This is a genomic window from Stenotrophomonas sp. LM091 (assembly GCF_001806305.1).
Taxonomy (GTDB): Bacteria; Pseudomonadota; Gammaproteobacteria; order Xanthomonadales; family Xanthomonadaceae; genus Stenotrophomonas; species Stenotrophomonas bentonitica_A.
On sequence record NZ_CP017483.1, the window covers coordinates 3,012,844 to 3,025,748 of the forward strand.

Here is a 12,905-nt window from a genome sequence, read left to right on the forward strand (position 1 = left end):
CCGCCCCTGAGGCATTCAGCAAAGCGTATCCGTGCCGGCCCGGAGGTCCCTTGGCGCGTGGCGACGCGTTTGTCCAACAGGCGCCCGTTGGTCAGGGGGCGCGGTGTATCCTATGGGGCTAACGACAAACCCCCGTACCCCAAGGATTTGCATGTCCCTCATCGCCACTTTCGACACCACCCAGGGCCCGATCAAGGTCGAGCTGTTCGCCGACAAGGCCCCGCTGACGGTCGCCAACTTCGTGAACCTGGTCAAGCACGGCTTCTATGACGGCCTGATCTTCCACCGCGTCATCCCCGACTTCATGATCCAGGGCGGCTGCCCGCAGGGTCGTGGCACCGGCGGCCCGGGCTACAAGTTCGAAGATGAAAAGAATGGCGTGAAGCATCAGGTCGGTTCGCTGTCGATGGCCAATGCCGGCCCGAACACCAACGGCAGCCAGTTCTTCATCACCCACATCAAGACCGATTGGCTGGACGGCAAGCACACCGTGTTCGGCCAGGTCCTGGACGGCCAGGCCATCGTGGACTCGGTCAAGCAGGGCGATGTGATCCATTCGATCACCCTGGAAGGCGACACCGACGCCGTGCTGGCCGCCCAGGCCGAGCGCGTGGCGGAGTGGAACAAGCTGATCCCCAGCGCCTGATCCGATCCCGACGGCCCCCTGTGAAGGGGGCCGTTTTTACGATTCTTAGCAGAGGAAATCCCCATGAAAGCACCTGTTCGTGTTGCCGTGACCGGCGCCGCCGGCCAGATCGGCTACGCCCTGCTGTTCCGCATCGCCTCCGGCGACATGCTGGGCAAGGACCAGCCGGTCATCCTGCAGCTGCTCGAGCTGCCGGTCGACAAGGCCCAGGCCGCCCTGCGCGGCGTGATGATGGAACTGGAAGACTGCGCCTTCCCGCTGCTGGCCGGCATGGTCGGTACCGACGACGCCGAAGTGGCCTTCAAGGATGCCGATATCGCCCTGCTGGTCGGCGCGCGTCCGCGCGGCCCGGGCATGGAGCGCAAGGATCTGCTGCTGGAAAACGCGAAGATCTTCACCGCCCAGGGCGCAGCGCTGAACAAGGTCGCCAAGCGTGACGTCAAGGTGCTGGTGGTCGGCAACCCGGCCAACACCAATGCCTACATCGCCATGAAGTCGGCACCGGATCTGAACCCGCGCAACTTCACCGCCATGCTGCGCCTGGACCACAACCGCGCGCTGAGCCAGCTGTCGACCAAGCTCGGCAAGCCGGTCGGTGGCATGGAAAAGCTGATCGTGTGGGGCAACCACAGCCCGACCATGTACCCGGACTACCGTTTCGCCACCGCCGATGGTGCTTCCATCGCCGAGGCGATCAACGACCAGGAATGGAACGCATCGACCTTCATCCCGACCGTGGGCAAGCGCGGCGCGGCGATCATCGAAGCGCGTGGTTCGTCCTCGGCGGCCTCGGCCGCCAATGCCGCCGTCGACCACATCCGTGACTGGGTGCTGGGCAGCAACGGCAAGTGGGTCACCATGGGCGTGCCGTCCGACGGCTCCTACGGCATTCCGGAAGGCGTGATCTTCGGCTTCGCGGTCACCACCGAGAACGGCGAGTACACCCTGGTCAAGGATCTGCCGGTCGACGACTTCAGCCAGAAGTACATCGACAAGACCCTGGCCGAGCTGGAAGAAGAGCGCGCCGGCGTCGCCCACCTGCTGGGCTGATCGCACGCCGCGACAGGTGCTGGCCGTTGGTCGGTGCCTGAGGGAAGAAACGCCGGGCATTGCCCGGCGTTTTTTTTTGGTTCTTCGCCCATCGGCGGTGCAGGTAGAGGCGCGTGCTGAGTCTTTTTCCTGCGCGGCGGTCGGTGGGTCGGGCGCTGGGCCCCCATACCCTTTCCGGCGAATGTCCCCCGGCGTCGGCCTGCGGCCGCCCCCTCCTCCTTTATTTCGCCTACAAGGGTATGGGGGCCCAGCGCCCGACCCACCGATCGGCCCTACGACCAAGGTCGGACGGCTCGCGGTTCACCATCGGACTATGCTCGATCCCATGACTTTGTCTGGGAGGGCTGTCATGCGTTACGAAGATGTCTATCGACGTTCGGTCGATGAACCCGAGGCGTTCTGGGGCGAAGAGGCCCAGCGCATCTACTGGCACACGCCGCCGCAGCAGATCCTCGATTACAGCAACCCGCCGTTCCGGCGCTGGTTCGTGGGCGGGGAAACCAACCTCTGCTACAACGCGGTGGACCGCCATCTGGTCGATCGCCCCGACCAGCTCGCGCTGGTCGCGGTCTCCAGTGAAACCGGCGTCACCCGCGAGATCACCTACCGCGAGCTGCACCGCGAAGTAAATGCCTTCGCCGCCGTGCTGCTGCGGCTGGACGTGCAGCGCGGCGATCGCGTGGTGATCTACATGCCGAACATGGCCGAGGCGGTCTTCGCGATGCTGGCCTGCGCGCGCATCGGTGCCATCCACTCGGTGGTGTTCGGTGGTTTCGCCGCGCACAACCTGGCACTGCGCATCGACGACGCCGAACCCAAGCTGCTGATCGCCGCCGATGCCGGCAAGCGCGGTGGCAAAGTGATTCCCTACAAGGCGATGGTCGATGCCGCCTGCGCCGAAGCCGCTTCGCCGCCGCCGCACGTGCTGATCGTCTCGCGCGGGCTGGACCCGGCCGAGCCGAAGGTGCCCGGCCGCGACGTGGACTACGCCACGTTGCGCGCCGAGGTGGGCGACCAGGATGTGCCGGTGGTGTGGCTGGAATCCAGCGAGCCCAGCTATCTGCTGTATACCTCCGGCACCACGGGCAAGCCCAAGGGCGTGCAGCGCGACGTCGGCGGCTACGCGGTGGCAATGGCGCAGTCGATGGAGACCGTGTTCGATTGCAAACCCGGCCAGGTGATGTTCTCCACCTCGGATGTGGGCTGGGCGGTCGGGCACTCCTACAACGTGTACGGCCCGCTGATCGGCGGTTGCACCTCGCTGCTGTACGAAGGGCTGCCGACCAGTCCCGATCCGGGCATCTGGTGGGCGCTGTGCGAACAGTACGGCGTGCGCACGCTGTTCTCCTCGCCCACGGCGATCCGCGTGCTCAAGAAGCACGATGCCGACTTCATCCGCCGCCACGATCTGGCCTCGCTGAAGTACGTCTTCCTTGCCGGTGAACCGCTCGATGAACCCACCGCGCACTGGATCAACGACGCACTCGGCAAGCCGATCATCGACAACTACTGGCAGACCGAAACCGGCTGGCCCGCGTTGACCCTGCTGCCGGGCGTGGACATGAAGCCGGTCCGCTTCGGTTCGCCTGGTTTCCCGAATCTCGGCTACCGCATGAAGGTCATCGACGAGAACACCGGTGACACCGTCGCGCCGGGGCAGAAGGGCGTGCTGGTGATGATCCCGCCGCTGCCGCCGGGCTGCATGACCACCGTGTGGAAGGACGACGCGCGCTTCATCCAGAGCTACTTCAGCCACTTCAAGGAACTGCTCTACAGCTCGCTCGACTGGGCGATCCAGGACGAGGATGGCTACACCTTCATCCTTGGCCGCACCGACGACGTCATCAACGTGGCCGGCCATCGCCTGGGCACGCGTGAGATCGAAGAGTGCATCGCCGGGCATCCGCTGGTGGCCGAGGCTGCCGTGATCGGGGTCAAGGACGAACTCAAGGGCCAGGTACCGCTGGTGTTCGTCACCCTCAAGCAGGCCCTTCAAGGCGACGGCAGTGCCGTGGTGGCCGAGATGATGCAGCGGGTGAGCGGCACGCTGGGCGCGGTCGCACGGCCGGCGCACATCCATATCGTCAACGCGCTGCCCAAGACGCGCTCGGGCAAGCTGCTGCGGCGCTCGCTGCAGGCACTGGCCGAGGAACGTGACCCGGGCGATCTGTCGACCCTGGACGACCCGGCGGCCCTGGACGAGATCCGGCGCGCGCTGGGCAACTGACCGGCCGTCGTCCTGGCGTGCCCCACGCGTCCCCACGGCCCGCCTTCCCCCGAGGGCGGGCCTTCAACGCCTGCCGTGCCACCGCCCAGGACCATGCTGCAGCGCATTACCGGCAAGCGGAGCGCTCCGGTAAGCTGCGCAGGCGATCGTTGCAGGCCTCACCGGCCCGACGCCGCGCGCTGGGGACACGGCGCGCCACGCGCGGCCCGTGATGCGCATCGGCCTGGAAGATCGCAAGGGGCGCGTACGCATCGGCCAATGGCCGGTGCCACGTGCGGTGATGCACCACGTGAGGGGGAACACATGGCGTATATCCATGCCAAGACGGCCGCTGGCCGTCAGGAAATCGAGGACCGTGCACGGCGCCTGCCGCCGTCGCTGCGCTCCATTCTGCTGATGGTGGATGGTCAGCGCGATGACACCGCGCTGACCGCTCTGTTGCCCGGCCTGCGTGCACCGGAGGACGCGCTCGCGCAGTTGTCCGCGCAGGGCCTGATCGAGATCGTCGGCGGCAGTGTCGCGCCGGTCGTCGCTGCGGCCCTGACCGCCGGGCGCGAGCAGGATCCGGACCTGTACAAGCGACTGTACGACTGGATGAGCGAATCGGTGCGCAGGCATCTCGGTCTGAAGGGCTGTTTCATGCAGTTGAAAGTGGAGCGCTGTACCGATGCCGGCAGCCTCGAGAAGCTGTGGCCGGACATGGCCGCCGCGATCAGCAAGGCGAAAAGCCCGGCGTTGGCCAACCGTTGGCTCGACGAAACGCGCGCGCTGGTGCAGGCCGATCCCGTGGTCGCCTGAGCCGAGGCCTCCACGGCAGTCAGCCAGCGCGGTGTTTAGAATGCGCGCTGATTCTGTGGCTGGAGAGCGGTGATGGTGGACGAGATCGAGGACGACGGCGCGCCTGGCTGGGAGGCCATCGATGCCGCGTTGAAGGCGGTGTATCCCGTGCAGGCGCCACAGCATTACGGTCCCGTGCTGCGCTCGCTGCTGGGCGGTGAGGACCCGTTGGACGGCATCAGCGCGTACTGGAACGATGCGCCGCTGCCGCACTGGCACTTCGTCAGCTACGGCTTCTCCGAACTGTATGAAAAAGAGAGCGATGATCCGGCCACCAGTGGCTACGGGTTCGAGCTGAGCTTCCGGGTGGCCGCCGCAGCGGGCAGCGAACCACCCGCGTGGGCGATGAACTTCCTGCAGAACCTGGCGCGCTACGTGTTCGCCAACGGCAAGGTGTTCCAGCAGGGCCACTACCTCAACGCGGGCGGGCCGATCGCCGCCGATACCGATACGCTGCTGCGGCACGTCGCCTTCATGCGCGACCCGCAGCTGCCCCCGCGCGAGACGCCCAACGGTTCGCTGGAGTTCCTGCAGGTGATCGGGCTGACCGATGACGAGATGGAGGCGGTGAAGCGCTGGTCGACCACCGGCGTGCTCGAGACGCTGCTGCCCAGGATGCCGCTGTGGATCACCGATATCGCGCGTGGCTCGCTGCTGGGCGACCCGGCACTGGCTGCCGCCGTGGCAGAGGGGGCGGCACGCGAGGGCTCGCAGACGGCCTATCTGTTCCTGGAAAAGCTGGCCTGGTCGGTGCAGGGCGAGGGCGCTGGGCAGCAGTTGACCCTGACGCTGGGCGCGCGCCAGGTGGAATCGCTGCTCGCGCTGCTGCCAGCGCGGTTGCTGTTCGGGCAGCCGTTGACGCTGGTCGGCAATGACCGGCAGATCACGCTGTCGCCAGCGGCGGTCAATGCGCTGGTGATCGACGCCGATGCGCTGGACTGCCAGTTGGCCCCGGCCACGGTGCAGGCGCTGGTTGCCACGGTCATGCCACGCCGCGGGACCTATGCGATCCCGGGCTGGCCGGCGCTGCAGGTGGTGGTGGAGCCGAGCGAACTGCGCGATGCCGAGGGCACTGTGGTACGTACGATCGGGTAGAGCCACGCCATGCGTGGCTCCTTGTCCGGCCGGACGCGTCTGTTCTGGCCGGACCGGCTGCAGCCACCCATGGGGTGGCCCTACAGGAGGCCCTCGGCCTTCAGCACCGCCTGCACGCCGGTATCAGCCTCCATGCGCTGCTTGAAGGCGGCGAGGTTGTCCAGGCCGCTCAGGTCGATCTTCGCGCCCGCGGCCCAGCGCAGGGTGATGTAGAAGTAGGGGTCGGCGAAGCTGCGGAACCCGGCCAGCCAGGGGCGATCGGCCAGCTGCGCATCGGCGCGCTCGAACAGGCCACGCAGCCGCTTGCGGGCGGCGGCGCGGAGCGCGTCGTACTGGGTGTCGTCTTCGATGAAGGCGCCCGGCGCGAACAGCGGCTTGAACGCCGGGTGCAGGTCGGAGTTGACGAAGGACAGCCAGCGGGTGGCTTCGGCGCGCTGCTTGGGGCTGCCATCACCGGTCAGGCCGGCCTGCGGGTGGGTATCGGCGATATAGCCCATGATCGCTGCGTTCTGGGTCAGCACGAAATCGCCATCGACCACCACCGGGACCGAACCGGCCGGATTGAGGGCCAGGAACGGCGGTGCCTTCAGGGTGTCCTTGTCGAGCAGTTCCACCTCGAACGGCTGGCCGGTCCACTGCAGGGCGATGTGGTCGGCGGTGGAGCAGGCTCCGGGCTTGCTGTACAGCTTCATGGGAACTCCGTTGCGGATCGGTGGAAGGTGAGCCGCCCACTATTCCAGAGCTGGCCCTTCATCCTCAACGGTATGGCCGTAACAGATCGTTACGACGCGCGCGGCTTGAGTTTCTGCACGCGGTAGAAGGTGTGGTCGCCGATGGTGGCCACCTGGTAGGCGTTGCGCCAGCTCGGGTTGGCGATCGCCATGGCGGCGAAGTGGCTCGCGCCGGGCACGATCTCCTTGCGCTCACCGGCGGGCAGGGCCCAGTTGCGCTCGGCATCGAAGGCCACGGTCATCGCTTCCTGCCAGGCATCGGCGTTGCCGAGCTGGGTGCCGGGCGCGACGATGGTCGGGGCGAACTGCTTGCGCGCGGTCACCACCTGGCACATCGAGTCGCCCCAGAGGCCGCTGTCCAGCCGGCGCAGGGCCACTTCCGCGACGGCTTGCTGGCCGCGCAGGGTCTGGTCACGCGCTTCGAGGTAGACGGTCGTGCTCAGGCACAACGAATCGGCGGCAGGCTGCGGCAACAACTGTGACAGCCAGAGAATCCAGGCCAGTTTCATAAATCTCCTTGCTCCGTGTGGGCCGCACCTGGCTGTTCCATCCGATCGTGCGGACGGGGCGTGGGATACGACTTGGCGTCATGGGGAGGCGGCCATCGGGGCCGCCCGGGGGCGGACCCGAACAAGACGAGGGGTCCGCGCGCTCACTCGAACTGGGTGGTGAGCGGGAAAGTTGGCGCACGATAGGGGGGGATTTCCCAATACATCCTGAACCCGAAAGCTTGACATTCAGGTTGGGAGGTGGGGCTGAATCGGCGGTTCAGCCCCGTATTCAGGTCCGCTTGGACCGGCATCAGACCCTGATCCAATCCCGGCTCAGAGTGCAGCGGCGACCCGGCTGCCCTGATTGATCGCGCGCTTGGCATCGAGTTCGGCGGCGACATCGGCACCGCCGATCAACTGCGCGGTGATGCCGGCGGCCTGCAGCGCGGCGTGCAGATCACGGCGCGGTTCCTGCCCGGCGCAGACCACCACATGGCTCACCGGCAGCAGCTGTTCTTCGCCCTCCACGCGGATACGCAGGCCGCTGTCGTCCACGCCCAGGTACTCCACGCCGCCGAGCATGCTCACGCCCTTGGCCTTGAGCGTGGCCCGGTGGATCCAGCCGGTGGTCTTGCCCAGGCGGGCGCCGGGCTTGCCCGGGCTGCGCTGCAGCAGCCACACCTTGCGCGCGGGGGGCTCCGGCGCCGGCCTGGCCAGCGCGCCACGGCCCTCGAAGCTGGGGTCCACGCCCCATTCGGCCATCCAGCGTGCCGGGTCCAGCGCCGAGGAGGGGCCCTCGTGGACTAGGAACTCGCCGACATCGAAGCCGATCCCGCCGGCGCCGATGATCGCGACCTGCTCGCCCACCCGGACCCGGCCGAGCAGCACGTCCAGGTAGGTGACCACCTTGGGATGGTCGGCGCCGGGGAAATCGACCCGGCGCGGGGTGATGCCGGTGGCGATGACCACCTCGTCGAAGTTGGCCAGCGCGGCCACGTCGGCCACGGTGTCCAGCTTCACATCGACACCGGTCTCGTCCAGTTTGTGGCGGAAGTAGCGCAGCGTCTCGTGGAATTCTTCCTTGCCCGGGATGCGCTTGGCGACGTTGAACTGCCCGCCGATCTCGCTGCCGGCATCGAACAGCGTGACCGCGTGGCCGCGCTCGGCAGCCACGGTCGCGCAGGCCAGCCCGGCCGGGCCGGCACCGACCACGGCAATCCGGCGCGGCGCGGTGGTGGGGCGGTAGACCAGCTCGGTCTCGTGCACGGCGCGCGGGTTGACCAGGCAGCTGGCGGTCTTGTTCTCGAACACGTGGTCCAGGCAGGCCTGGTTGCAGGCGATGCAGGTGTTGATCGCCTCCGGCCGGCCGGCGCGCGACTTGTTGGCCCACTGCGGGTCGGCCAGCAGCGGCCGCGCCAGCGAAACCATGTCGGCACCGCCCGCGGCGAGGATGCGCTCGGCCACGTCGGGCATGTTGATGCGGTTGGTGGCGATCACCGGCACGCGCACATGCGGCTTGAGCTTGGCGGTGACCCCGGCAAAGGCGCCGCGCGGCACCGAGGTGGCGATGGTGGGGATGCGCGCCTCGTGCCAGCCGATGCCGGAGTTGATCAGGGTCGCGCCCACCGCCTCGATGGCCTGGGCCTGCTGCACGATCTCGGCCCAGTTGCTGCCGTCGGGCACCAGGTCCACCAGCGAGAGCCGGTAGATGATGATGAAGTCCGGCCCGCAGGCCTCGCGGATGCGGCGCACGATTTCCACCGCAAAGCGCATGCGCTGCGCCGCGTCGCCGCCCCAGCGGTCGTTGCGCTGGTTCGTGCGTGGCGCGATGAATTCGTTGATCAGATAGCCTTCCGAGCCCATCACCTCGACGCCGTCGTAGCCGGCCTCGCGGGCCAGCCGCGCGCTGCGCGCGTAATCGGCGATGTGCCGGTCCACGCCACGCGCGGACAGCGCCCGCGGGGTGAAGGGATTGATCGGGGCCTTGAGCCTGGAAGGCGCCACCGACAGGGGGTGGTAGGCGTAGCGGCCGGCATGCAGCAGCTGCAGGCAGATCCTGCTGCCGTTGTCGTGCACGGCCCGGGTGACCTGGCGATGCGGTCGCACCTCCCACGGCCAGGAGAGCTTGCCGCCGAACGGCTTGAGCCAGCCGACCACGTTGGGCGCGAAGCCGCCGGTGACGATCAAGCCGACGCCGCCGGCCGCCCGCTCGGCGAAATACGCCGCCAGGCGCGGGAAATCGCGCGCGCGGTCTTCCAGACCGGTGTGCATGGACCCCATCAGGACCCGGTTGCGCAGCTGGGTGAAACCCAGGTCGAGCGGGGCGAACAGATGCGGATAGGCGGCGGATTCAGCGGCTGGCGACATGTGGATACGCTTGCGTACGGAAGCCCGCAGGGTGCCGCGAAAGCCCCTGAAGAGCAAGCGCATGTGTCCTGCCACGTACCGACCGCCGGTCGGTGCGGAGGCCCGTTATGGAGTGACGGTTGCCGGGGCGGGCTTGCGGATGCCGAACAGCGGCAGGGTGATGCCGCACAGCGGGCCGATCAGCAGGGCGAAGGCGAGGGTACCGACACCGACATTGCCGCCCAGCCACCAGCCGATCAGCAGCACGGTGCCTTCGATCGCGCTGCGCACGATCCAGATCGGCCAGCCGGTGCGGGCGTGCAGGCCGGTCATCAGGCCATCGCGCGGGCCCGGGCCGAAGCGCGCGCCGATGTACAGGCCGGTGGCCAGCGCGACCAGCAGCAGGCCACACAGGAACATGGGGATCTGCCAGGCCAGGCCGTGCACCTCCGGCAGCAGCCACAGCCCGAACTGCGCGCTGGGGCCTATCAGCAGCACGTTGAGCACGGTGCCCAGGCCCGGCTTCTGCCGGATCGGCCACCACAGCAGCAGCACCAGCGCGCCGATCACATTGGTGGCCACGCCGAAGGAGAGCGGTGTCTGCAGCGCGATGCCCTGCGAAAGCACATCCCAGGGCGCCACGCCGATCGCGGCGCGGATCATCACCGCCGCGCCGAAGCCATACAGGAACAGACCAAGCAGGAGTTGCAGCAGGCGCAGGGGCAGGGAAGTGGGCATGGCGATGTCACCGGAAGGGCCACTGACTGTAGGCGGCGCCGGGCCGCGCCGACAGATACAGATGACCGCGAATGTGCGCTGACACGTTGCCGCGCCGGTTACGCCCAGCCCGACAGCACCAGCTTGCCGATCACCCCGCCGCCTTCCAGCCGCCGGTGCGCCTCGCGCAGGTTCGCCGCATTGATCGTACCCAGGTGCGTGTGCGCGGTGGTGCGCAGCTCACCGGCGTCGATCAGGCTGGCGGCGCGGCCCAGGATGCAGTGCTGCTCGATCATGTCGGCGGTCTGGAAGCGCGAGCGCGCGAACATGAATTCCCAATGGATGCCAATGCACTTGGCTTTGTAGGGATCGCCGATCCGCAGGGGTCCACGGGGTTCGACGATCAGCCCCACATGCCCCTGCGGGGCCAGCAGTTCGCCCAGCGCGTCCCAGTAGTGGTCGGTGTCGGCCAGGTTCAGCGCGACCTGCACCTGCGTGATGCCCAGCGCCTGCAGCTGCGCCGCCAATGGCTGGCGATGATCGATCACGTGGTCGGCGCCCATCTGCACGCACCACGCACGGCTCTGCTCGCGCGACGCGGTGGCGATCACGGTGAAGCCTGCATGGCGCGCGAGCTGGATCGCCACCGAACCGACGCCGCCGGCACCGCCGATGATCAACAGATGCTGGCCGCGATGGCGGCGATCTTCGAACTGCAGCGGCATGCGCTGGAACAGCAGCTCCCAGGCGGTCAGCGTGGTCAATGGCAACGCCGCGGCTTCGGCGAAATCCAGCGTGGTGGGTTTGCGCCCGACCAGGCGCTCATCCACCCACTGGTACTGCGCATTGCAACCGGGGCGGGTGACATCGCCTGCGTAATACACCTCATCGCCGGGCGCGAAAGCGCTGACTTCCGGGCCGACGGCTTCCACGACACCGGCCGCGTCGTAGCCCAGGATCCGCGGTGGGTTTTCGTGCTGCGCGCGCGGTGCGCGCTGTTTGGTATCCACGGGATTGACGGAAACAGCGTGTACCCGCACCAGCAGGTCGCGCCCCTCTGGCGCGCCGGGGGGCGCCACATTCACGTCCTGCAGCGCGGCGGGGTCTTCAATCGGCAGATACTGGGTCAATCCCACGGCTTTCATGTCGGCTCCGGAAACGGGGGAATCCTCCCCATCATACGGATCAGGCCGTCCCTGTTTTTGCGCTGAATCAAGGCGCCATCGCGATTTGAACCCTAACGTGAAAAATGTGTCGCGACGTCGCCTGAATTAGGCAAAACCCTTGTCATTGCTGGGTCTTGCGGAATTTCATCAACCTGTATAGGGTGCCACCAGCTGGACCCGGTAGAGGTCTGGCGGTCGTCTTCACATGTTACGTGACTGTTAACATCACCTTCACTCGCCTGAGCATAATGTTCGCGGCGGTGGCGTGCTGAATCGGCAGTCTGAAAACGACGCAGTAGTGCTGGCCCATGCCTCTACCGGTTTCATACCCCCGAAATAGGAGCTGTACTCAATGAACAAGAAGATCCTCACTGCCGCGCTGCTGGGCGGTCTGGCTTTCGCCCAGGCTGCATCGGCGCAGGATTTTGACGACCGCTGGTACCTGACCGGTTCGGCCGGCTTCAACTTCCAGGATAGCGACCGTCTGACCAACGACGCTCCGTTCGTTACCCTGGGCCTCGGTAAGTTCATCAGCCCCAACTGGTCGCTGGACGGCGAGCTGAACTACCAGAACCCGAACTTCGATGCCAACCAGGATCTGAACTGGAGCCAGTACGGCGCCTCGCTCGACCTGCGTCGCCACTTCATCCAGGAAGGCCGCGGCTGGAACCCGTACCTGCTGTTCGGCCTGGGCTACCAGAAGTCGGAAGAAGAGTACGCAGCGCTGAACACCAACGGTCCGCGTGAGCGCAAGGACGGCAACTTCGCCGCCAAGCTCGGCGTCGGTCTGCAGACCACCTTCGAAAAGCGCGTCGCCGTGCGTGCCGAAGTGGCCTACCGCGCTGACTTCGACGACCAGAGCGTTGCTGCTCCGAGCGAAGACTGGTTCGGCGACGTGCTGGCTTCGGTCGGCGTCGTGATCCCGCTGGGCCCGGCCCCGGTTGCTGCCGTGCCGGCTCCGGCTCCGGTTGCCCCGAGCTGCGCCGACCTGGATGACGACGGTGACGGCGTCAACAACTGCGACGACAAGTGCCCGAACTCGCAGCCTGGCCAGACCATCGGTCCGGACGGTTGCCCGGTCCCGGTGTCGATCGATCTGAAGGGCGTGAACTTCGACTTCGACAAGTCGAACCTGCGTCCGGACGCGGTTGCGATCCTGAGCGAAGCTTCGGAAATCCTGAAGCGTTACCCGGATCTGCGCGTTGAAGTGGCCGGTCACACCGATTCCAAGGGTACCGACGCTTACAACCAGAAGCTGTCCGAGCGTCGTGCCACCTCGGTGTACAACTACCTGACCCAGAACGGCGTTGACGCTTCGCGTCTGGTCGGTCCGATCGGTTACGGCGAGAGCCGCCCGATTGCGCCGAACACCAACCCGGATGGTTCGGATAACCCGGAAGGTCGCGCCAAGAACCGTCGTACCGAGCTGAACGTCCAGAACTAATCCTTCTGGCAGTACAGTCTCATCAGCAGGGCCCGGCATTGCCGGGCCCTGTTTTTTTTTGCCTCTGGTCGGCCAGAAACAGAGAAATCAACAATAAATCCAACAAGTTGCCGTATTCATTGAAGGTGGCGCTTGAAAGACGTTGTGGCGCTGTT

Annotated in this window: 11 protein-coding genes; 6 read left to right on the forward strand and 5 right to left on the reverse strand. The window is 66.9% G+C overall.

What is annotated here, in order from left to right; genetic code table 11:
- Positions 1–151: 151 nt before the first annotated feature.
- From BIZ42_RS13200 to BIZ42_RS13220, 5 genes are all read left to right on the forward strand, one after another.
- A complete protein-coding gene (locus BIZ42_RS13200; protein WP_019186174.1) occupies positions 152–646 on the forward strand; it encodes a peptidylprolyl isomerase in 495 nt (164 codons plus the stop codon).
- Positions 647–709: 63 nt separating this feature from the next.
- Positions 710–1,696 carry a malate dehydrogenase gene (locus BIZ42_RS13205; protein WP_019186175.1) on the forward strand — a complete coding sequence of 329 codons (987 nt, stop codon included), beginning with the start codon at positions 710–712 and terminating at the stop codon, positions 1,694–1,696.
- Positions 1,697–2,045: 349 nt separating this feature from the next.
- Entirely contained in the window at positions 2,046–3,923 is a 1,878-nt protein-coding gene (prpE, locus tag BIZ42_RS13210; RefSeq protein ID WP_070426694.1) for a propionate--CoA ligase, read from the forward strand.
- A gap of 303 nt (positions 3,924–4,226) precedes the next feature.
- Positions 4,227–4,721, forward strand: a complete 495-nt coding sequence (locus BIZ42_RS13215; RefSeq protein ID WP_070427538.1) for a hypothetical protein — start codon at positions 4,227–4,229, stop codon at positions 4,719–4,721.
- Between the two features lie 72 nt (positions 4,722–4,793).
- Positions 4,794–5,855, forward strand: coding sequence for a suppressor of fused domain protein (locus BIZ42_RS13220; protein ID WP_070426695.1), 1,062 nt, complete (start codon positions 4,794–4,796; stop codon positions 5,853–5,855).
- 80 nt (positions 5,856–5,935) lie between these two features.
- Here the strand turns inward: BIZ42_RS13220 and BIZ42_RS13225 are convergent, their stop codons facing one another.
- From BIZ42_RS13225 to BIZ42_RS13245, 5 genes are all read right to left on the reverse strand, one after another.
- Positions 5,936–6,547, reverse strand: coding sequence for a glutathione S-transferase N-terminal domain-containing protein (locus tag BIZ42_RS13225; RefSeq protein WP_070426696.1), 612 nt, complete (start codon positions 6,545–6,547; stop codon positions 5,936–5,938).
- 89 nt (positions 6,548–6,636) lie between these two features.
- Entirely contained in the window at positions 6,637–7,095 is a 459-nt protein-coding gene (locus BIZ42_RS13230; protein ID WP_019185842.1) for a cell wall hydrolase, read from the reverse strand.
- A gap of 315 nt (positions 7,096–7,410) precedes the next feature.
- On the reverse strand, positions 7,411–9,444 hold the full coding sequence (locus tag BIZ42_RS13235) for an NADPH-dependent 2,4-dienoyl-CoA reductase (protein ID WP_070426697.1): 2,034 nt from the start codon (positions 9,442–9,444) through the stop codon (positions 7,411–7,413).
- 105 nt (positions 9,445–9,549) lie between these two features.
- Positions 9,550–10,161 carry a membrane protein gene (locus BIZ42_RS13240; RefSeq protein WP_019185840.1) on the reverse strand — a complete coding sequence of 204 codons (612 nt, stop codon included), beginning with the start codon at positions 10,159–10,161 and terminating at the stop codon, positions 9,550–9,552.
- A 98-nt stretch (positions 10,162–10,259) separates the two neighbouring features.
- Entirely contained in the window at positions 10,260–11,285 is a 1,026-nt protein-coding gene (locus BIZ42_RS13245; RefSeq protein WP_070426698.1) for a zinc-binding alcohol dehydrogenase family protein, read from the reverse strand.
- 373 nt (positions 11,286–11,658) lie between these two features.
- On the opposite strand from BIZ42_RS13245, the gene BIZ42_RS13250 reads away from it, so the two are divergent.
- On the forward strand, positions 11,659–12,750 hold the full coding sequence (locus BIZ42_RS13250) for an OmpA family protein (RefSeq protein ID WP_019185837.1): 1,092 nt from the start codon (positions 11,659–11,661) through the stop codon (positions 12,748–12,750).
- Positions 12,751–12,905 lie beyond the last annotated feature (155 nt).

Coding starts and splice junctions, on each gene's coding strand:
- BIZ42_RS13200 (WP_019186174.1), top strand. CDS start 152: ATGTCCCTCATCGCCACTTTCGACACCACCCAGGGCCCGATCAAGGTC.
- BIZ42_RS13205 (WP_019186175.1), top strand. CDS start 710: ATGAAAGCACCTGTTCGTGTTGCCGTGACCGGCGCCGCCGGCCAGATC.
- prpE (WP_070426694.1), top strand. CDS start 2,046: ATGCGTTACGAAGATGTCTATCGACGTTCGGTCGATGAACCCGAGGCG.
- BIZ42_RS13215 (WP_070427538.1), top strand. CDS start 4,227: ATGGCGTATATCCATGCCAAGACGGCCGCTGGCCGTCAGGAAATCGAG.
- BIZ42_RS13220 (WP_070426695.1), top strand. CDS start 4,794: ATGGTGGACGAGATCGAGGACGACGGCGCGCCTGGCTGGGAGGCCATC.
- BIZ42_RS13225 (WP_070426696.1), bottom strand. CDS start 6,547: ATGAAGCTGTACAGCAAGCCCGGAGCCTGCTCCACCGCCGACCACATC.
- BIZ42_RS13230 (WP_019185842.1), bottom strand. CDS start 7,095: ATGAAACTGGCCTGGATTCTCTGGCTGTCACAGTTGTTGCCGCAGCCT.
- BIZ42_RS13235 (WP_070426697.1), bottom strand. CDS start 9,444: ATGTCGCCAGCCGCTGAATCCGCCGCCTATCCGCATCTGTTCGCCCCG.
- BIZ42_RS13240 (WP_019185840.1), bottom strand. CDS start 10,161: ATGCCCACTTCCCTGCCCCTGCGCCTGCTGCAACTCCTGCTTGGTCTG.
- BIZ42_RS13245 (WP_070426698.1), bottom strand. CDS start 11,285: ATGAAAGCCGTGGGATTGACCCAGTATCTGCCGATTGAAGACCCCGCC.
- BIZ42_RS13250 (WP_019185837.1), top strand. CDS start 11,659: ATGAACAAGAAGATCCTCACTGCCGCGCTGCTGGGCGGTCTGGCTTTC.